This window comes from Leucobacter sp., from assembly GCF_053528595.1.
The window spans coordinates 97,990-117,588 of sequence record NZ_JAIVPF010000024.1; the positions used below are offsets into that span (position 1 = coordinate 97,990).

General features: G+C 71.0%; 15 protein-coding genes. 13 read left to right on the forward strand and 2 right to left on the reverse strand.

Features of this window, described 5'->3' with window-relative positions; all coding sequences use genetic code 11:
• The first annotated feature begins 18 nt into the window (after positions 1-18).
• The 3 genes from ACWKZU_RS03990 to ACWKZU_RS04000 are packed head-to-tail and all read left to right on the forward strand — an operon-like array spanning position 19 to position 4,519.
• Positions 19-1,176 carry an FAD-dependent monooxygenase gene (locus tag ACWKZU_RS03990; RefSeq protein WP_449281098.1) on the forward strand — a complete coding sequence of 386 codons (1,158 nt, stop codon included), beginning with the start codon at positions 19-21 and terminating at the stop codon, positions 1,174-1,176.
• Positions 1,173-2,804 (forward strand): amidohydrolase, encoded by a 1,632-nt coding sequence (locus ACWKZU_RS03995; protein ID WP_449281099.1) that lies wholly within the window; start codon positions 1,173-1,175, stop codon positions 2,802-2,804. Before ACWKZU_RS03990 ends, ACWKZU_RS03995 begins: the two co-directional genes overlap by 4 nt.
• Complete coding sequence (locus ACWKZU_RS04000) at positions 2,801-4,519, forward strand: thiamine pyrophosphate-binding protein (protein WP_449281100.1); 1,719 nt, start codon at positions 2,801-2,803, stop codon at positions 4,517-4,519. Before ACWKZU_RS03995 ends, ACWKZU_RS04000 begins: the two co-directional genes overlap by 4 nt.
• Positions 4,520-4,555: 36 nt before the next feature.
• Here the strand turns inward: ACWKZU_RS04000 and ACWKZU_RS04005 are convergent, their stop codons facing one another.
• Positions 4,556-5,167, reverse strand: a complete 612-nt coding sequence (locus ACWKZU_RS04005; RefSeq protein ID WP_449281101.1) for a cupin domain-containing protein — start codon at positions 5,165-5,167, stop codon at positions 4,556-4,558.
• A gap of 185 nt (positions 5,168-5,352) precedes the next feature.
• Here ACWKZU_RS04005 and ACWKZU_RS04010 point away from each other — a divergent pair, with 185 nt between their 5' ends.
• Genes ACWKZU_RS04010 through ACWKZU_RS04035 form a run of 6 tightly spaced genes read left to right on the forward strand, consistent with a single transcriptional unit; the run spans position 5,353 to position 12,419 of the window.
• Positions 5,353-6,483, forward strand: a complete 1,131-nt coding sequence (locus ACWKZU_RS04010) for an FAD-dependent monooxygenase (protein WP_449281102.1) — start codon at positions 5,353-5,355, stop codon at positions 6,481-6,483.
• A 60-nt stretch (positions 6,484-6,543) separates the two neighbouring features.
• The gene (gene torT / locus ACWKZU_RS04015) at positions 6,544-7,713 is read left to right on the forward strand and encodes a TMAO reductase system periplasmic protein TorT (protein ID WP_449281103.1); all 1,170 of its coding nucleotides are present in this window, start codon (positions 6,544-6,546) and stop codon (positions 7,711-7,713) included.
• Positions 7,710-9,350 carry an amidohydrolase gene (locus ACWKZU_RS04020; RefSeq protein ID WP_449281104.1) on the forward strand — a complete coding sequence of 547 codons (1,641 nt, stop codon included), beginning with the start codon at positions 7,710-7,712 and terminating at the stop codon, positions 9,348-9,350. The genes torT and ACWKZU_RS04020 overlap by 4 nt, the downstream gene beginning before the upstream one ends.
• Entirely contained in the window at positions 9,347-10,834 is a 1,488-nt protein-coding gene (locus ACWKZU_RS04025; RefSeq protein WP_449281105.1) for a sugar ABC transporter ATP-binding protein, read from the forward strand. Before ACWKZU_RS04020 ends, ACWKZU_RS04025 begins: the two co-directional genes overlap by 4 nt.
• A 15-nt stretch (positions 10,835-10,849) precedes the next feature.
• The gene (locus ACWKZU_RS04030; protein ID WP_449281106.1) at positions 10,850-11,836 is read left to right on the forward strand and encodes an ABC transporter permease; all 987 of its coding nucleotides are present in this window, start codon (positions 10,850-10,852) and stop codon (positions 11,834-11,836) included.
• 55 nt (positions 11,837-11,891) lie between these two features.
• On the forward strand, positions 11,892-12,419 hold the full coding sequence (locus tag ACWKZU_RS04035) for a helix-turn-helix domain-containing protein (protein WP_449281107.1): 528 nt from the start codon (positions 11,892-11,894) through the stop codon (positions 12,417-12,419).
• A gap of 17 nt (positions 12,420-12,436) precedes the next feature.
• Here the strand turns inward: ACWKZU_RS04035 and ACWKZU_RS04040 are convergent, their stop codons facing one another.
• Entirely contained in the window at positions 12,437-12,802 is a 366-nt protein-coding gene (locus ACWKZU_RS04040; protein WP_449281108.1) for a DUF2568 domain-containing protein, read from the reverse strand.
• A gap of 96 nt (positions 12,803-12,898) precedes the next feature.
• Between ACWKZU_RS04040 and ACWKZU_RS04045 the strand changes: the two genes are divergently transcribed.
• The 4 genes from ACWKZU_RS04045 to ACWKZU_RS04060 all read left to right on the forward strand — a co-directional run bounded on the left by ACWKZU_RS04045 (position 12,899) and on the right by ACWKZU_RS04060 (position 19,538).
• Positions 12,899-14,089 carry an amidohydrolase family protein gene (locus ACWKZU_RS04045; protein WP_449281109.1) on the forward strand — a complete coding sequence of 397 codons (1,191 nt, stop codon included), beginning with the start codon at positions 12,899-12,901 and terminating at the stop codon, positions 14,087-14,089.
• A 198-nt stretch (positions 14,090-14,287) separates the two neighbouring features.
• Complete coding sequence (locus tag ACWKZU_RS04050; protein WP_449281110.1) at positions 14,288-15,865, forward strand: ABC transporter substrate-binding protein; 1,578 nt, start codon at positions 14,288-14,290, stop codon at positions 15,863-15,865.
• A 53-nt stretch (positions 15,866-15,918) separates the two neighbouring features.
• A complete protein-coding gene (locus ACWKZU_RS04055; RefSeq protein WP_449281111.1) occupies positions 15,919-17,052 on the forward strand; it encodes an ABC transporter permease in 1,134 nt (377 codons plus the stop codon).
• Complete coding sequence (locus tag ACWKZU_RS04060; protein WP_449281112.1) at positions 17,049-19,538, forward strand: ATP-binding cassette domain-containing protein; 2,490 nt, start codon at positions 17,049-17,051, stop codon at positions 19,536-19,538. The genes ACWKZU_RS04055 and ACWKZU_RS04060 overlap by 4 nt, the downstream gene beginning before the upstream one ends.
• Positions 19,539-19,599: the final 61 nt, after the last annotated feature.

Sequence of the window (19,599 nt, forward strand, 5' to 3'; positions counted from 1 at the left end):
CAACAATTGGAGGAATACATGACGAAGCACGTCGCCATCGCCGGTGGCGGGATCGCGGGGCTCGCCGCCGCGGCCTCCATGGCCAGGTTCGGCTTCAGCGTCGACGTCTACGAGCAGTCGGAGCAGCTGCGCGAGATCGGTGCCGGCATCTACATCAAGGAGAACATCTTCGATGTGCTCGACGAGCTGGGTCTCAGCGAGTTCATCGAGCGGGTCGGGGTCAGGATCGACGCCGCTCGGATCGTCGACGAGGACCAGGTCATCGTCACCAGCCGGGACGTCTCGCAGGAGCGCCTGGTGGTGGCGCTGCGATCGGACCTGCACAACGCGCTCCGCGACAAGGCGCTCGAGCTCGGTGCGCGGATCCACACCGGACGGCGGGTCGTCGGCGCGGATCCTCGCGGTGTGCTGATGTTCGCGGACGGGGAGCGCGTCGAGGCGGACGTGGTCATCGGCGCCGACGGGGTGAACTCCCGGGTCCGCGACTCGCTGCAGCTCGCGAGGCTGCGAGTCGGTCTCGGCGACGGCGCGACGCGAGTGCTCGTGCCCCGGCTGGACGCCGAGCCCCCGTTCAGCACCGAGCACTGGTCCGGACAGCTCCGGGTGGGTATCGCCCCCTGCTCGCAGGACTACACCTACCTCTTCATCATCGGCCCCGAGAAGGAGCGACGCGCGACGCGGGTTCCGCTCGACACCTCCTACTGGAAGCGCCACTTCCCGCATCTCGCGATGTACTTCGACGCGGTGACGCCGGAGCTCTCCGTCCATCACCGCCACGAGGTCGTGCACTGCGACAGCTGGGTGAAGGGCCGAGTCGCCATCATCGGCGACGCGGCGCACGCCCAGCCCCCGAACTTCGGCCAGGGCGCGGGGGTCGCGATCTGCGCGGCCTGGGAACTCGCGGAGTGCCTGGCCGGCGAGGACGACGTCCGCGATGCGCTCGAGGACTGGGAACGCTCGGCGCGTCCCCGCATCACGATGGTGCAGGCCCTCACGACGGCCTACGACGTGCTCAACTACAAGTGGCCGCGGCCGCTGACCCCGCTGCGCAGCCGCCTCTTCAACCGCATCTCCACCTCGCCGATGCTGAGCAGGCGGTGGGAGTTCTACTGGCGCGGTGGCCGGGTGGCACCGCGCGCGCTCGGCAACTTCGCCGTCGGGGATCCGCAGCCATGACCGGCGCGCACCGTCCCGGCGAGTTCGTGCTGACCGGCGCGCTCGTGCACACGATGGACCGGTCGAGGCCCGTCGCCGACGCGCTCGCCGTCCGCGACGGCCGCATCGTCGCGGTCGGGAGCGACGAGGTCGCGCGCAGCGGGATCGCGGCCTCGGCCCCGACGATCGATCTCGGAGGGGCCGTGGTGCTCCCCGGGTTCATCGATGCGCACACGCACGTCGAGTTCATCGCCCTGTCCCGCCACTTCTGGACCGACGTGCGCGGTCTCGCCGGCGCGCGGGAGGTGCTCGCCCGGCTGCGCGAGCGGGAGCCGGAACTCCCGCCCGGCGCATGGCTGATCGGCCAGGGCACGTTCGGCCAGGACCTGCCGAGGAAGGCGGAGCTGGACGCCGCCTTCCCGGACCGGCCGGCGGTGGTGCGCTGGACCATGCACAAGTTCGTCGTGAACCAGGCCGCCCTCGATGCGAGCGGGATCGATGAGCGCACCGCCGTGCCCGCCGGGATGCGGCTGCAGCTCGACGACGCAGGCCGGCTGAACGGCGTGCTCGAGGAGGCATGGGATCTGCTCGCCGTCCCCTCGCCGCCGGCCGAGGCGCTCGAGGACGCGCTCGAGGAGACGCTGCGCAGCCTCTTCGCCGCGAACGGCGTGACCACGGTGCACGAGATCGCCTGCACCGAGGCCGGCCTCGCCGGGCTGCGCGCCCTCGCGCTGGCAGGCGCGGCGCCGAGGATCGGCGCGCTGATGACCGCACGACCCGGGCATCAGCCGCTCACCGAGGTGACCGCCGACGCGATGCGGGAGCTCGCGAGCCGCACCGGTGACGAGCGCTACTGGATCCAAGGGGTCAAGATCTTCCTGGACGGCGGGCGCGACGGGGCCTTCCGCGCGGAGGATCTCCCGAGCCCGGCGGATCGCTGGGGGCTGCTGACCCGCCTCTACCCCGCACTCGTCGGAGAGCTGATCACCGCGGTCGAGGCAGGTCTGCAGGTGTGCACGCACGCGATCGGCGACCTCGCGCAGGAGATCGCACTCTCCGCGATCGAGCGAGTGCACCGCCTGCATCCGGATCTCGACCACCGCCTGCGCATCGAGCACTTCTTCAACGAGAGCCGGGGGACCGAGGGGCTCGAACGCCTCGTCGCCGCGGGCGGCATCGCGGTGCCGAACCCCGGGTTCGTCATCGCCGAGCCGGACGATCCCGCCCGGCGGCAGCCCGCCGATACCGCGAAGTACGCGCTCAGAACGCTGCTCCGTCTGCAGGGCATGATCCCCGGCAACTCCGACACGGCCGGGGCCCAGCCCTTCACCACCAACCCCTGGTTCACGATGCGATGCATGCTCGAACTCAAGAACAAGAACGGCGTCGCGGTGAACCCGGACGAGGTGGTCACGGTCGACGACGCCCTGCGCTCCTTCACCGTCGACGCGGCCTTCGCGACGCGCCAGGACGATGTGAAGGGCATGATCGCGCCGGGGTACCTCGCAGACCTCGTGGTCGTGGACCGCGATCCGTACGGGCTCGAACCGGAGGAGTTCGACGGGGTCGAGACACTGGCCGCCCTCGTGGGCGGCCGGGTCGTCAGCGGGCGCATCGCCGGCCTCGGCGGCGGGGAGGGGGCCCCGTGAGCGCCCCACTCGCGCGATCCGGGCCCGCCTCGGCCGATCTTCCCTCCTCCGTCCCCGCGGATCCCGCCGCCGCGGCGAGCTACGCGCACGCCGTCGTCGCCAGGCTGGCCCACCACGGCGTGGATACGGTCTTCGCGATCCCGGGCACCCACAACCTGGAACTCTTCCGAGCGCTGTCCGCGCAGGGGATCAGGATCGTCCCCGCGCATCACGAACAGGGCCTCGGATACGCCGCGGACGCCCATTCCCGGGTCACCGGCCGGCCCGCGGTGGTGCTCACGACCACCGGGCCCGGGATCACGAACCTGATCACGGCGCTCGCGACCTCGGCAGCGGCCTCGGTCCCGGTGCTCGCCATCGCGCCCGGTCTGCCGGATGCGGCACTGGGCGGCGGCACCGGCTGGTTGCACGAGCTGCCGGACCAGCTCGGACTCCTGCGGCAGGTCGTGCGTGCGCACCGGGCCTCTTCCAGCAGCGATGCGATGCGATTCATCGACGCGTGCGTCGAGACCTGGGCCGCCGGGCGACCCCTGCCCGCGTACCTGGAGCTGCCCCTCGACGTGCTGGCCGGGCCGGCCGATGGCGCGCCCGGCGGGACGTCGGCCGCAACCGCTGCAGCGTCCGCACCCCGCGAGCGAGCGGAGCGCCCGGACCGGACCGACGACGCAGGCATCCGAAGGGCGGCCGAGCTGCTCGCGGCGGCCGAGCGGCCGCTCATCATCGCCGGGCGGGGCGCCTGCGGCCGGCAGGCGGCGAAGCTCCTCCGCGGCATCGCCGAGACGCTCAGGGCCCCGGTGCTCACCACCGCGAATGCCAAGGGCGTGCTCGACGAGCGGCATCCGCTCGCGTGCGGCGTCGCGCTGCGCACGACCGCGGCGTCGCGCATGATCTCCGAGTCGGACGGCGTGCTCGTCGTCGGCAGCGACCTCGGCAGTTCCGAATTCTGGGGGCCCGCCGGCATCCGGGGCGATCGGCTGGTGCGCGTGGACATCGATGCGCGCGGCCTGCGCGCGAACGTCGACCCCGCGATCCCGCTCCTCGGGGGTGCCGAAGAGCTGCTCGGGGCGCTCGCGAGCAGGATGGAGCCGCTCGTCGGCGACGCGCTGCACGCCTCGTCGGAGCCGCGGCTCTGGGCCGAGCGATTCGTGCGCGACATCCGCGCGGAACTCGCCGCTGATGGCGCGCACTACGCTCGCTTCCACGAGGTGATGCAGGAGGAGACCGCCGGCTCCGACATCGCGGTCACCGGCGACTCGTCGCAGGCGAGCTACTTCGGAACCGCCTCCTTCTGGAGGTCGGATCGGCCGAATCGCTTCCTCTACCCGGCGGGCTTCGGCACACTCGGCTATGCGGTCCCGGCGGCGATCGGTGCCGCCATCGCGGGAGAGGTCGACCGCGTGCTCGCGATCACGGGGGAGGGCGGGCTGCTCTTCAGCGTGCAGGAACTCGCGACGGCATCGGAGCTCGGACTCCCGCTGGTCGTGGTCGTCTTCGTGAACGGGGGTTACCAGGAGATCCGCGAGGGGATGGAGGAACGCGGGATCCTGCCGAGCGGCGTGGACTTCGCGGCGCCGGACTTCGCCGCGCTCGCCGCGGCGTTCCGCCTGCACGCGGAGTCGGTCGCCGCCGACCGAGGCGCCGAGGACGCGTTCCGGAGTGCGTTCCGACGCGCGCTCGCCGTCGGGCGGCCGGCGCTCGTCGAGGTTCGGCTGTGATCCGCTGATCCCGGTCCGCAGCGATGCGAGCCGGGATCAGATGTCGCTGCGCGCCGGCGAGATGATCCACAGCACGACGGCGCTGTGCTCCGTCGTGTTGGCGAAGGAGTGCCCGATCTTGGGGTCGATGAGGATCGCGTCGCCCGAGTGCAGCTCGTAGGTGGTGCCGTTCCACTGGAGCTCGAGCGAGCCCTCCAGCACGTGGACGCACTCCTCCTCGCCCTCGTGGGTATAGGGCTCCGGCCCGGAGGATCGGCCCGGAGCGATCACGTTGTGATGGATCTCCAGGTGGCGGGCGATTCGGGGGGTGAGGAGATAGTCTGCGCTGCCGTCGGGGCGGAAGATCCTGCGCCGATCGGAGACCCGCACGAGCCGCTCGTCCGCGTTGTTCGACTCGAACTCCTCGGCGAACAGCGCCCCCATGTTCTCTCCGAGAGCCGCGCAGATGCGGCGCAGGGACGCGATCGACGGGCTCGTGAGGCCGCGCTCCACCTGGGAGAGGAAGCTCTCGGACACCTGGGCGTCGTCGGCGATCTCCTTGAGGGAGCGCTGCTTGCTCTTGCGCAGCGTGCGCAGCCGGATCCCGAGTGAACGCTGCTCGTCGGAGGCGGTGTCGGCGCTCTCCTGGTGCGAAGTATGACCTGCCACGTTCGGCGACTCCCAACAGCATCGGTACAGGCGGCTGCAGTGTGACTGCAATCATTCCGTAACCTACCGCATCGTCGGGTCTCCGCCAAAGCGGCCGCGCGAACTCCGGGCGAAACTCTTGCGCGCATGACTTCACTGGCTTATGCTCTGACTACTCAATATTCAGTGAAGAATGAGGTACAAAAGTGAAGACAGTCGAAATTGCCGGCGCCGGGCTCTCGGGTCTGACCGCGGCGTCCGCGTTCGCGAAGGCGGGCTGGTCGGTCCGGGTCCACGAGAAGGGGTCGGAGCTCCGCGAGATCGGTGCGGGGATCTTCCTGTGGGAGAACGGGCTGCGCGCGCTCGAGGAGATCGATGTCTACGACGCCGTCGTCGAGACCGGCGAATGGGTGGAGGAGCCGCTCCTCCGCGATCACCGCGGGGAGACGCTGCAGGAGGAGTGGCTGCGCAACGAGCGGCTCGTGACGGTCGGGCGCCGCCATCTGCATCGCACCCTGGTGGAACGGGCCGAGGAGTTCGGCGTCGAGATCGTCACCGATTCCCCGATCGTCCGCGCGCTTCCCAACGGCACGCTGATCGGGGCCGACGGCACCCACTACAGCGGCGACCTCGCCATCGGGGCGGACGGGGTCTTCTCGAAGGTGCGCGACTCGCTCGGACTGCGCACCTCGCTCCGAGATCTCCGCGACGGCGGCGGCCGTCACCTCATCGCGCGCACGGCCGACGATCCGGTCAATCAGACCATCGAGCAGTGGAACGGCGGCCGGCGGATCGGGATCGTCCCGTGTTCTCCCGACCAGACCTACATCTTCCTGTGCTGCCCCGCGGAGGATCGGAGGGGGAGGGATCAGACGCCGTTCTCGCCGGGCGAGTGGCTCGAGTCGTTCCCCGAGTTCCGCTCTCAGCTGGAGCGGATCTCACCCGACACCGAGGGGCGGTGGGCGCCGTTCCACGATGTCTCCGTGAGCTCCTGGCGTTCCGGACGGACGGTCATCATCGGCGACGCCGCCCACGGCATGTCCCCCAACCTCGGGCAGGCGGCGTGCGTCGCCATGACGAACGCCGTGCGGCTGGCCGTCGCAGTGTCGAATGCGAAGAGCCTCGACTTCGCCCTGCGCGGGTGGGAGGGCGAGATGCGGCCTATCGCGGACAGGGTTCAGAAGTACTCCCGCGTCTACGGCCGGGTCGGCACGCACTGGCCCCGCGGCCTGCTCGACGCGCGGTCGACGCTGGTCAAGCGATTCACCAGATCGCGGAGGGTGCAGGGTGCGATCAACTTCGCCGCCGAGCATTACCCCGCCGGTCACATCGCCTGATCCCAGCGCCCGAGTGCGACAACGAAGTCGAAATCACACCACCAGGGAAGTAGGAACACCATGAAGAAGAACATCTCGGTCCTGAGCATCTCGGCAGTGTCGCTGCTGGTGCTCGGCGGGTGCGCATCCGGCGGCGAAACGGCGTCTGCACCCGAGAACCCGGCAGCGGACGGCGGAGCCTGGACGATCCCGGCGATCTTCACCGATTGCTCCGCCGCGGACGTCGACCCGGCAGGGTGCGTCGGCCCGGGTGAGGAGGTCGAGTACACCAGCCTCTCGCGGGACGAGGTGACCGACGGCTGGAGCCTGTGCGCCGCGCTGCCGCACCTCAAGGACTCGATCTGGATCGGGTCGAACTACGGGCTGGTCACGCAGGCCCAGCGGCTCGATGTCAACCTCGCCGTGGTCGAGGCCGGAGGCTACGAGAACCTCTCGGATCAGGTGGCGCAGATCGAGGACTGCGTCAGCTCCGGGGCGGACGCGATCCTCGTGGGCGCCGTGAGCTACGACTCGCTCAATCCCGTGCTCGAGCAGGCCCGCGCGCAGGGAGTCGCGGTCATCGACTACGGGAACGGCGTGTCGTTCCCCGAGGCCGACGGCCGGGTCGTCGTCGACTACCGGGATATGGGGGCGATGATCGGCCAGCACCTCGCCGAGAGCGGCGAGAGCATGGACGTCGCAGTGTTCCCGGGACCCGCGGGGGTCGGCTGGTCGGAGCGATCCCTGGCCGGATTCGAGGAGGCGATCCAGGGCAGCGGGGTCACCGTGGTCGATACGAAGTACGGCGACACCGGCCGGGAGGTGCAGCTCAGCCTGGTCGAGGACGCGCTCGCCGCGAACCCGGACCTCGACGCGCTCATCGGGAACGCTCCCATGCTCGAGGCCGCGTCGTCCGTGCTCGCCGAGCAGGGCAGGTCCGACCAGGTGAAGCTCTACGGAACCTACACGACGCCGGAGACCCTCAAGCTCATGGAGGGCTCGCGGGTGGGCTGCGCCTCGGTCGAACTGACCGCGCAGAGCGGAGAGCTCGCCATCGATCTCGCGGTGCGAGTGCTCCAGGAGCAGTACTTCGAGCAGCCGAACGCTCGAGTCTCGACCCAGCCCATCGTGCTCTGCGGTCCCGCGGAGGGCGCCGCGAACAACCTGGAGGGCTTCGACCGGGCCACGACCTTCGCGCCCGAGGGCTGGTCCCCGGTCTCCGTCGTGGAATCGACGAGGGGGCGGGCATGACGAACACCTCGGAATTCGTGCTCCGCGGGCGCATCAGCACGCAGTCGGGGCTCGGGCAGGCGGAAGCGGTCCATGTGCGCGCCGGCCTCGTCGTCGCGGTCGGCGACCATCGCCTGGGCGATGAACTGGCTCGCGCAGGAGTCCGCGAGGTCGGAGTGCCGGCCGGAGGCCTCGCCATTCCCGCGCTGATCGACTCCCACGTCCATCTGACCCACTACTCGGTCGGATCCGATCGAGGCGTCGACTGCCGAGTGCCGGTGTGCACGGGGATCTCGGACGTGATCGAACGGCTGAGGGAGCGGGCGGAGGCCACTCCTCACGGCGAGTGGGTCATCGGATACGGCAACCTGTTCTTCGATCAGAAACTCGCCGAGCGCCGGTACCCCACGCGGCAGGAGCTCGATCAGGCATCATCGGATCATCCGATCGTGCTGCACGGCGGCGGTCACGTCTCGCTGCTGAACTCCAGGGCGCTCGAACTCATCGATGTGAAGCGCTTCCTCGGCCCCGGCCAGGGACTCTGGGGCAGTCCCATCGTCGAGCTGGACCGGCACGGGGAGCCCACGGGCTACGTCGCCGAGATCGATGCGCACCTCGGCATCCCGGAGCCCCCGGTGGCCGAGATCACCGCGAGCGTGAAGCGCCGCTTCCACACCGAGCTCTTGAGCCGTGGTGTGGTCACCGTCGGGGAGATGGTCGAGACCGAGGACCAGCTCAGCGCACTCGAGGCGCTCGTCTCGGATGAGGGGTTCGGGGGCCGGATCGCCATGTACGCGATGAGCCCGGGGTTCCGATCGCTCGACGACGGCTTCGAATGGATCACCCGGTACGAGCGGCGGGCGGACCTCCTGTGGGCGCAGGGAGTCAAGCTCTTCGCCGATGGCGGATACTCGGCGAGGAACGCCGCGAGCCTGCAGGAGTACAGCGCCGAGCAGGTGGGCCGTGCGCACTACCGAGGAGTGCTGAACAAGTCTCGGGATGAACTGCTCCGGGCCTTCGCGCTCTCGGAGGCCCACGGCGTCCAACTCGCGATCCATGCGAACGGCACGCGTGCGCAAGCCGAAGTGCTGCACGCGCTCATCGATTTCGGGAGGAGGATCGACGTCCGCGTCGAGCACCTCGGAAACGTCCTCGAAGATGACGGGCATCTCGACCTCTGGAAGCGGGCGGGGGTGAAGGCCGCGATGCAGCCGGGATTCCTCGCCAGCTTCATCGGCGACTACGTCCCCATGCTCTTCCCGGGGGCGGGGGTGAGCGGGCGCATGCCGCTGCGCACGATCCTCGATTCCTCCATCCATCCCTCCATCAGCTCCGACTTCGGCCTGGGCGCCGACGTCGGAAGCACGAACCCGTGGCGGACGATGTGGGCATGCGTCGCGCGGCAGAGCTTCTGGGGGCTCACCGTCGAACCCCACGAATCGATCGGCGTGCACGAGGCGCTCCGCGCGCACACCGTCGACGCGGCGGCGGCGATCGGACGAGCCGGCGACCTGGGATCTCTCGAGTGCGGGAAGATCGCCGACATCGCGGTCCTCGACCGGAACCCGCTCGCCGTGGAACTCGAGGATCTGCGCGAGACGCGCGCGCTCGAGACCTATCGGGCGGGGCGCCTCGTGCACGCCGAGGAGCGACGATGACGGGGCCCCTGCTCGAGGTGCGCGAACTGTCGAAGTCGTTCGGCTCCGTCGCCGCGCTCTCCGACGTCTCGCTCACGGTGGAAAGCGGACAGGTGCACGCCATCATGGGAGAGAACGGCGCCGGCAAGTCGACGCTGATCAAGGCGTTGAGCGGCATCCAGCCGGCGACGAGCGGCAGTGTGCGCATGCGCGGCGCGGCGGTGTCCATCCGTACGCTGGAGGACGCGAAGGCGCTCGGGATCCGTACGGTGTTCCAGGAGCTCCACATCGTTCCTCAGCTGAGCGTCGCGGAGAACATCCTGCTCGGTGCGCTTCCGCGCCGGAACGGCCTGATCGACGCCGCGGAACGGGACCGGGTGGCGCTGCACGCGATGGAGGAGCTCGGTGTGCGGCTGGACGCATCCCGGCCGGCCGGCCGGCTCTCCCGATCCGAGCAGCAGATCATCGAGATCTGCCGAGCGCTCCTCGGCGAGGTGGAACTGCTCATCCTCGACGAGCCGACGGCATCGCTCGGTGAGCCGGAGACTCGTCAGCTCCTCGGGATCGTCAGGCGATTGACGCAGCGGGGGGTCGGCGTCATCTACGTGAGCCACCGGATGAACGAGGTGCTCGAGATCGCCGACACCGTGACGGTGCTGCGCGACGGGGAGTACATCGCGACGCATGAGCCCCCCGTGGCCGCGGAGCGTCTCGTGCAGGATATGATCGGGCGTCCTCCTGGAGAGCTCTACAACCACGAGGCGGTTCCGCCGGGCGACATCCTGCTCGAGACCAGGGGCATCACGAACGCCGGCATCGAGAACGTCTCGATCACCGTGCGCGCGGGCGAGATCGTCGGCATCACAGGACTGATCGGATCGGGCAAGTCGGAACTCGCGCGTGCGATCTTCGGCCTGGACCGGATCGAGTCGGGCCGAGTGGTGCTCGGCGGTGCAGACTGCTCGGCATGCTCACCGGCGCGGATGCTGAGACGCGGGCTCGTCTACTATCCCTCCGACCGCAAGCGGGAGGGGCTCGTGCTCGGCCGGTCGCTGAAGGAATCGATCACGCTCGGAGCGCTCGAGCGCGGCGGATTCCTGAAGGCCGGCATCATCCGCTCGCGCCTCGAGAGCGCGGAGACCGAGAAGCTCGCGGAACGGCTTTCGCTCAGGCCCCCCACCACCGCGGCTCCCGCGGGCAGCTACTCCGGCGGCAACCAGCAGAAGGCGCTGCTCGCCAGGGGCATGCTGCAGCGCGCTTCCGTGCACGTGTTCGACGAGCCGACCGTCGGCATCGACGTCGGCGCGAAGGCCGACGTGTACGCGCAGATGGACGCGTACGCCACGGCGGGTGCCGGCGTGATCCTGGTGTCGTCCGATCTCGTCGAGGTGATCGGCGTCAGCGACCGCGTCTATGTCATCGCGGAGGGCCGGGTCCAGGCCGAACTGACCGGCGACGACATCAACGAGACGACGATCGCCTCCCATTTCTTCACGACCTCATAACCACGGAGACAGAACATGTCATTGTCGACAGGGCCTCTGGCCATCCCGCGGAGCACTCGGCGAGTCCTCTCGGTGCTCACCGCATTCCTGCTCCCGATTCTCTTCGCCGGGCTGCTGATCGCCTTCGCGGTCCTCGAACCGCGGTTCCTCGATCCCACCAACATCAGCAACGTCGCGCGCCAGTCGGTGTTCCTGCTGCTCATCGCGCTGGGGCAGATGATCGTACTGATCAATGCGCAGCTCGACCTCTCGGTGGGGGCGACGGTGGCCTTCACCAGCGTGATCGTCGCCTCGGTGACATCCGCCGCGGGCGAAGGGCCGGCCGCTCTTCTCGCGGGCGTGGGCGCGGCGCTGCTCGTCGGCGTCGTCGTGGGCCTCGTGAACGGCGCGATCGTGTCGTACTGGCGGGTGCCCTCGTTCATGACGACGCTCGGGACCACATCGGTCCTCACCGGCTCCGCGCTCCTGATCACCAAGGGCACCCCCGTCACCGGCGTTCCCTTCTCGTTCATGGACGTGCTCGGCACGGGAAACGTGCTCGGCGTGCCGACCCCCGTCATCATCGGCTTCGTCGTGCTGCTCCTCGTGATGCTGTTCATGAATCGCATGCCCAGCGGTCGCAACATGTACGCGGTGGGCGGCAACATCGAGGCCGCCCGTGTCGCGGGCATCAACGTGCGGAGGACGATCATCCTCGCCTTCGTGCTCTGCGCGGTCTTCGCCGCGCTCGCGGGGATGCTGCTGGCCGCACGGCTCGGTTCGGGGGAGGCCTCGCTCGGGGGAAGCTACGTCATGCTCTCGATCGCGGCCGCGGTGCTGGGCGGCACTTCGCTCTTCGGCGGAGAGGGGGTCGTCTGGCGGGTGCTTCTCGGCGTGCTCTTCATGGGAGTGCTCGGCAACGGCATGAATCTCCTGCACATCTCGAGCTACATCCAGGAGATCGTGATCGGCTGCGTGCTGATCATGGCGGTCGGGCTGGAACGGCTGCGTGAAAAATTGTGAAGGTTCGCTAAAATCCTCGGGAGATGAGTTTCGGCGACGCAGGTGTGGGAGAGCAATGAGAGTCGATGGGCGTCGTATCCGGGCCCTGCGCCTGGAATCCCGGCGCACCCTCCAAGAGGTGGCCGACGACGCGGATCTCTCGACGGGATTCCTCTCCCAGATCGAGCGCGGGCTCTCGGAACCATCGGTCGACTCGGTACTCAGGATCGCGGGCGCGCTCAACGTGGCGGTGAACGCCTTGGTGATCGAGGACGAGGTGCAGCAGGGGCGGGCGACCCCGCCCTTCAGCGGAACGTACTGGGACCGATTCATCACGCCCGAATCCGCGAAGACCATCCAGGTGATCGAGTCCAGCCTGGAGCCGAGCGGCCAATGGCGGGCCCACGCGTACGCTCATCTCGGCGACGAGGAGTGCGTGTTCGTGATCGAGGGGATACTCGAGCTCACCGTCGGAGACACGGCGCATCGCCTCGGAGCAGGCGAGTCGGTCCTGTTCGACCCGGGAGTGCGGCACTCGTACACCAACCCGGGAACCGGTCTCGTCCGCTGGCTGTGGATCTCGGCGAAACCGCTCGCGGACTGAGCGCGGCCGCGGCCGGCCTAGCGGGTGCGGCTCGAGGTCAGGAAGCCCACCGCCGCGCCCGTGACGCCGAAGAGGACCGGCCACAGCCAGAACACGCCGAGCGCGAGCAGCGCGGCGACCGCGGCGGCGAGCAGCAGCAGCTCGAAGAGGGCCTGCGCGAAGCGGTCGACGCGCAGCACCGGTCGCGGCGAGAGGAACAGCGCCCAGAGCAGCACCGAGAGCACGAGGAGACCGAGACCCGTCAGCACACCCGGGAACGGCAGCGGCCACGAGACGAAGCCCCACACGGTCACCGCGATCACCGCGACGAGGTGGAACACGCTGCGCAGGAGCTGGAGGATCGCGGCGGCGCGGGTGGGCGGGGTCTGGGCGGAGCTGGTCACCGGATCATTCTATCGAGGGCGCCGTGCGCCCCGTCCGACCGCACCTCGCCCCGGCCGGGCGCACGAGTAGGGTGAGGGCGTGTGCGGAGAACGGCGATGAGCGACGGGACGGCTGTGCGGCCGATGCCCGAGCGCCCGGCCGCGGCGGCCCCGACGGCGGCGCGCGGGATCCGGATCCTCGACGCCCGCGGCGGGTTCGGGCCGCCCGCGCGGGTGGGCTGGGCGGGCGGGCGCTTCGCGCTGGGCGGCGATCCCGGCCGCGACGATCTCGACGGCTCGGGCCTCTGGATGATCCCCGGGCTCGTCGACGCGCACCTGCACGCCGGCTGGCAGGCGTTCGACGCGGAGGATCGCGCGCGTCTCGGCGCGGATCGCACCCGAGAGCTGGTCGGCGCCGCGCTGCGGCGCACGCTGGCCGCCGGTTTCACGGGCGTGCGCGATGCGGGAGGTCTCGACGCCGGGCTGCTCGGGGCGATCCCGGCCGCGCAGCGCCCGCGCGTCCAGCTCTCCGTGCGTCTCATCGACCGGGCGGCGGCTGAGGCTGCGGGAGGGCTGGATCGCGCAGTGGAGGCGGTGCTCGAGGCCGGGGCGCGCTGGGTGAAGCTGGTGGCCACCGCGGGTGTCGCGGCGCCCGCGGGCGCCGGGCTCGATCCCGCGTTCTCGGCGGGCGAGCAGCGCGACGCCGTGCGGCGGGCCGAGCGCGCGGGAGCCGGGGTGATGGTGCACGCGTGGGGCGGGGCGGCGATCGACGACGCGATCGAGGCCGGCGCGCTGAGCATCGAGCACGGCATCTTCCTGACCGACGGGCAGGCGCGGCGCGCCGCCGAGCGGGGCATGACCCTTGTGCCGACGCTGCGCATCTACCGGCTGGTGCGGCGCATGATCGACGAGGGATCGCTGCCGGCCGCCTTCCGCGCCCGCGTCGACGAGGCGGTCGCCGCGCACCCCCGGGCCGTGCTGCGCGCTCGGGACGCCGGGCTCGCCATCGCGCTCGGCACCGACTACGGCACCCCCGTGCAGCACGGCACCGGCCGGCTCGAGTTCGACGCGCTGGTGGAGTCCGGGCTCGCTCCGCAGGACGCCCTGCTCGCGGCGACGCGATCGGGCGCGGAGCTGCTCGCCCGCGTCGCGGCCCCCGCGCCATCGCCCCTCGGCGCGATCGTGGAGGGCGCGCTCGCCGACGCCGTGATCCTGCGGCGGGATCCCCGGGAGCTCCGTGCGCTGAGCGATCCGGAATCCGTCGTCGCGGTGCTGCTCGGCGGGCGCTGGATCGATCCGGCGAGCTGACTGCGGCGCGCTTCGAGTGCCCGCCGCCCGGCCCGGCGGCGCACGCTCGGACCGCGCCCGCTCGATGGCGGTGGGTGGTTCCCCGCCGGCGGAGCAAAGTGGTCCACTGATCCATGAGTGGTTACCGTAGAGAGATAGACCACTCGGTGCGCGGGCCGTTCCCTGCGCCGAGCCGTCCGCGATGCAAGGAAGACCACCGTGAGAAAGTCGAACGCACCGAGGCCGCGCCGCCTCGCCCTCGCCGCTGCCGCGCTCTCCGCAGCCCTCGTGCTCAGCGCCTGCGCCGGTCCGGGCGGAGGGGATCCGGAGCCGGGCGCCGCCGGCGACCCGGTGGCCGGCGGCACGCTCACCTTCGGCCGCGTGGCCGCGGTGAACAACCTCGACCTCAACCAGCAGATCACCGCCAACAACGCCTTCGCGATCGACAAGATCTTCGAGCCCCTCGTCGCCTTCGACGAGCACGGGGAGATCGGCCCCTGGCTCGCGGAGGTCGAGGAGAGCGATGACGGCCTCGTCTACACCTTCACCCTGCGCGAGGGGCTGCAGTTCTCCGACGGCACCGACGTGACCCCGGACGACGTGGTGTTCTCGCTCAGGCGTCACATCGAGGTCGGCGGCCCCCTGCCGCTCACGGCGCCCATCGCGGGCCTGGAGGCGACGGGCGAGCGCGAGGTGACGATCACGCTCGACGCGCCCTACACCCCCTTCCTCTCCGAGCTGTCGGGCTTCTCCAACGGCATCTTCCCGGCGGAGTTCGGCGGCAAGAGCGAGGAGGAGTTCTTCCAGAACCCCATCGGCACCGGACCCTTCGTGGTGGACGAGTGGGATCCGAACGGCGACATCTCGTTCGTGAGGAACGAGCACTACTGGCAGGACGGCAAGCCCTACCTCGACGGGCTCGTCTACAAGTTCGTGGCCGACGACACCCAGCTGCGGCAGCAGCTCGCCGCCGGCCAGCTCGACGCGATCGACACCGTGCCCGCGGCCAACGCCGCCGAGGTCGACGAGGCCGCGAACACCGTGCTGTCCCAGACCGAGGGCTGGTCGACCGAGCAGGTCTTCTTCAACACGCAGCGCGAGCAGTTCGCAGACCGCCACGTGCGCCGCGCGATCGCCCACGCGCTCGACCGCGAGGGGATCGCCGCGGCGACCACCTTCGGCACGGCCGAGGTGGCCGACGCGCTGCTGCCGCCGAGCATCACCTACTCGGCGAACGGCGAGGTCGAGGCGCTGGGCTTCGACGTCGAGGCGGCGAAGGCCGAGCTGGCCGAGTCGGAGTACCCGGACGGCTTCAAGACCACCCTGCTCGTCGCGAGCGGCAACGCTCAGCGTGCGCAGATCGCGCAGATCGTGCAGGAGTCGCTCGCCCAGATCGGCATCGAGGTCGAGATCGAGTCGCTCGACATCGCCGTGTTCCGCGAGCGCTTCTTCGCCTACGACTTCGACTTCATGCTCAACAGCGGCCAGTCCGACGCCCCCGACCCCAACGGCTTCATCACCTTCCAGGCCGATCCCGAGGGCTTCAGCAAGTCGTACTGGACCCACTTCACCGACGACCGCGTCACCGAGCTGATGCACGAGGGCCGCACCACCCCGAACGGGGACGAGCGCGAGGCGATCTACCACGAGATCCAGCAGATCCTCGCCGATGAGGTGCCCTACATCCCGCTCTTCTTCCCGGCGAACCTCAAGGCCACGACCGATCGGGTGCAGGGCTTCACAGTGCTGCCGAACTCGAGCGTGCGCTTCCAGGACGTCTGGTTGGCGGCGGAGTAGTCCTCGGTTCTCCGCCTCTCCCGGTCCTTGGAGAGCGCGAGTAGGGTGGGACGGTGAGGAGTAGAGCACGGCGAGCAGCACGCGCGGCGGGTCGGATCCTCGCCCGCGTCGTCCCGGTGATGCTCGGCGTCGTCATCGCGGTGTTCTTCCTGCTGCGCATGGTGCCGGGCGATCCCGCCGCCATGATCCTCGGGGAGCGGGCCACGCCGGAGTCCATCGCGGCGCTGCGGAAGCAGCTCGGGCTGGACCAGCCGCTCTGGCGGCAGTTCGCCGACTTCCTCGGCCAGCTCGTCACCCGCCTCGACACGGGCGACTCCCTCGTCACGGGCCAGTCGACGCGCGAACTGATCCTCGACAAGGCTCCTGTGAGCCTCGGCATCGTCGTGTTCGCGGTGCTGCTCGCCGTGTGCATCGCCGTGCCGCTCGCGCTCGCCGCCGCGCTGCGCAAGGACGGCTGGGCGGATCACCTCGTGCGGATCCTGCCCACCATCGGCATGGGGATGCCGCTGTTCTGGATCGGCCTGCTGCTCATCATCGTGTTCGCGGTGCAGCTGCGCTGGTTCCCGGTCGGGGGCGTGGGGTCAGGGCCCGGTGAGCCGCTGCGCAGCCTGTTCCTGCCGTCGCTGGCCGTGGCGCTCGGCATGGCGCCGCCGCTGATCCGCTCGCTGCGCGCCCAGCTCATCGAGGTGCTGTCGGCCGACTTCGTGACGACGCTGCGGGCCGCGCGCATCCCCGAGCGGCGCATCCTGTGGCGGCACGTGGTGCGCGGCGCGGCGCTGCCGGCGCTCACCCTGCTCAGCGTGAACACCGCGTACCTCATCGGCGGCACGCTGGTGGTCGAGAAGGTGTTCGGGATCGGCGGCCTCGGCACGCTGCTGTTCCAGTCGATCGGCAGCCGCGACTTCCCCGTGGTGCAGGGTGTCGCGCTCTACTGCGCGGTGCTCGTGGTGATCGTCACCACGCTCGCCGGCGTGCTGGCCGCGCTGCTGGACCCGCGGTTGCGGGTGGGGGACGAGCCGGCGTCCCCGGATCCGCGCCGGCCGCTGATCGAGCAGAGCCGTGCGGAGTCGGCGCCCGTGCCCGGCCAGGGATCGGTTCCGACTCGCTCCGCTCGCTCGAGCGGCGGGGGCGCTGGCCGTTCGGGCGGAGCCGCCGCCGATCCCGCCTCCGCGGGAGGCGCCCCGTGACATTCTGGCACCGCGCGCTGCGATCGCCCGCCTTCGTCGGCGGCGCGATCCTGTTCTCCCTCATCCTGGCTGCTGCGATCCTCGCCCCCCTGCTCGCGCCGTACTCCCCGAGCGCGCAGAACCTCACGGGCGGCCTGCTGCCGCCGTCTCCCGAGCACTGGCTCGGCACCGATCAGCTGGGGCGCGACGTGCTCTCGCGCCTGCTCTTCGCGGCGCGGACCGACCTGCGCATCGCGATCCTCGCCTCGCTCGCCCCGTTCGCGATCGGCGTGACCGTCGGCCTCGTCTCGGGATACTTCGGCGGCGCGGTGGACTGGACGGCGTCGCGGATCACCGACACGGTCATCGCCTTCCCCTTCTACGTCATCGTGATCGCGATCGTGTTCGCCGTCGGCGCGGGCGAGAGCGGGATCGTCATCGCCTTCGCGCTCGTCGGCTGGGTGGGGTACGCCCGCGTGCTGCGGGCCATGACGGCGTCGTTGCGGGAGGCCGGCTGGGTGCAGGCGGCGCGCGGCGGCGGGCTGTCGCACGCGCGGGTGCTGCTGCGGCACCTGCTGCCGAACGTGCTGCCGCAGGCGGTCGTGCTGCTCGCCACCGAGATCGTGCTCATCATGGTGGCGATCGTCACGCTCGGGTACCTGGGGCTCGGCATCCAGCCGCCCACGCCCGACTGGGGCACCATGATCGCCGACGCGCAGCAGTTCGTGACCACGCAGTGGTGGCTGGCGGCGTTCCCGGGGCTCGCGGTGGTGGTGACCGGGATCGCGCTGTCGCTGCTCGGCGACGGGGCGGGCGACGCGCTCTCGCCCGCTTCCCGCGCCTCCCGTCCCCGCGCCTCGGGTCCCCGCGCCTCCCGCAACGCCATCGAGGGTTCGCAGAACGCCCCCGTTCCGTCCGGGAAAGGGCGATCTGCGAACCCCGGACGCAGACTCGATGCCTCCGGGCCGTCGGCGCCGGGGAGCGTGCGCCCGGGCGAGGTGCGGGTTCGCGGGCTGCGGATCACGTCGGATGCGGGCGCGGCGCTCGTCGACGGGTTGCGCTTCGAGGTCGAACCCGGCGAGGCGCTCGGCATCGTGGGGGAGTCGGGATCGGGCAAGAGTCTCACCCTGCGCGCGCTGCTCGGCATGATGCCGGCGGGCACGCGTGCGGCCGGTGGATCCGTCGCGGTCGGCGGTGCGATCGGCATGGTGTTCCAGGATCCGCTCACGGCGCTCGATCCGCTCACGCGCGTGGGCGTGCAGCTGCGCGAGGCCGTCGAGGCGGGAGGGGCATCGGGATCCCGGGCCCGCGCGCGGGTGCGAAGCCTGCTGGAGCAGGTGGAGCTGCCCGATCCCGAGCGCATCGCGCGGTCGTACCCGCACCAGCTGTCGGGGGGCCAGCGGCAGCGGGTGGTGATCGCGATGGCGCTCGCCGGCGACCCGGCGGTCCTGCTGTGCGACGAGCCCACCACGGCGCTCGACGTGACCGTGCAGCGCCAGGTGCTCCGGCTGCTCGACGGGCTGCGGCGCGAGCGCGGGATCGCGCTCGTGTTCGTGAGCCACGACCTCGCGGTGGTCGCCTCGATGTGCGACCGGGTGCTGGTGATGCGCGCCGGGCGCGAGGTGGAGTCGGGTTCGACGGCGCGCGTGATCCGGGATCCGCGCGACTCCTATACGCGCTCCCTGCTGGAGGCCGTGCCGCGGTTGCCGGATCCCGCCCGCGCGGCAGCAGCCGACCCCGATCCCGCGCGGCCCGGTCCGCTCCCGGAGCCGCCCCTGCTCGAGGTGCGGGATCTCGAGGTGCGGTACGGCGGCTTCACCGCGGTGAGCGGAGTCTCGTTCGCGGTGGCTCGCGGCGGCTCTCTCGGCATCGTGGGGGAGTCGGGATCGGGCAAGACCACACTCGCCCGCGCCGTCGTGGGCCAGCTGCGGGCGGCCGCGGGCGGGATCCTGCTGGGGGGCTCCCCGCTCCGGCACCGCCGCTCGCCGGCGCAGGCCCGCGCCATCCAGCTCGTGCCGCAGGACCCCTACTCCTCGCTCGACCCGCGCATGACCGTCGCGCAGACCCTCGGCGAGCTGCTGCGCGTGCACCGCATCGTGCCCCGGCGGCGCGTGCGCGCCCGCGTCGCCGAGCTGCTCGAGCTGGTGCGCCTCGATCCCGCGCTCGCCGGCGCATACCCCCACCAGCTGTCCGGCGGGCAGCGGCAGCGGATCGCGCTCGCGCGGGCGCTCGCGGTGGAGCCGGACGCGATCGTGGCGGACGAGCCGACGAGCGCACTCGACGTATCGGTGCAGGCGAGCGTCATCGAGCTGCTGCGCGCGCTGCGACGGGACCCGGGGATGACGCTGGTGTTCGTCTCGCACGACCTCGCGGTGGTGCACGAGCTCTGCGACGGCGTGCTCGTGATGCGCGACGGGCGCGTGGTCGAGACCGGCGGCACCGGATTCTTCACCGCTCCGCGCACGGTGTACGGCCGCGAGCTGCTCGGCGCCGTGCCCCGCCTGTAGGCGGTTGCGTGCGCGTCGGGCGTGCTTGATACCCTCGCTGTAGACGATCCTGCCGAAAGGG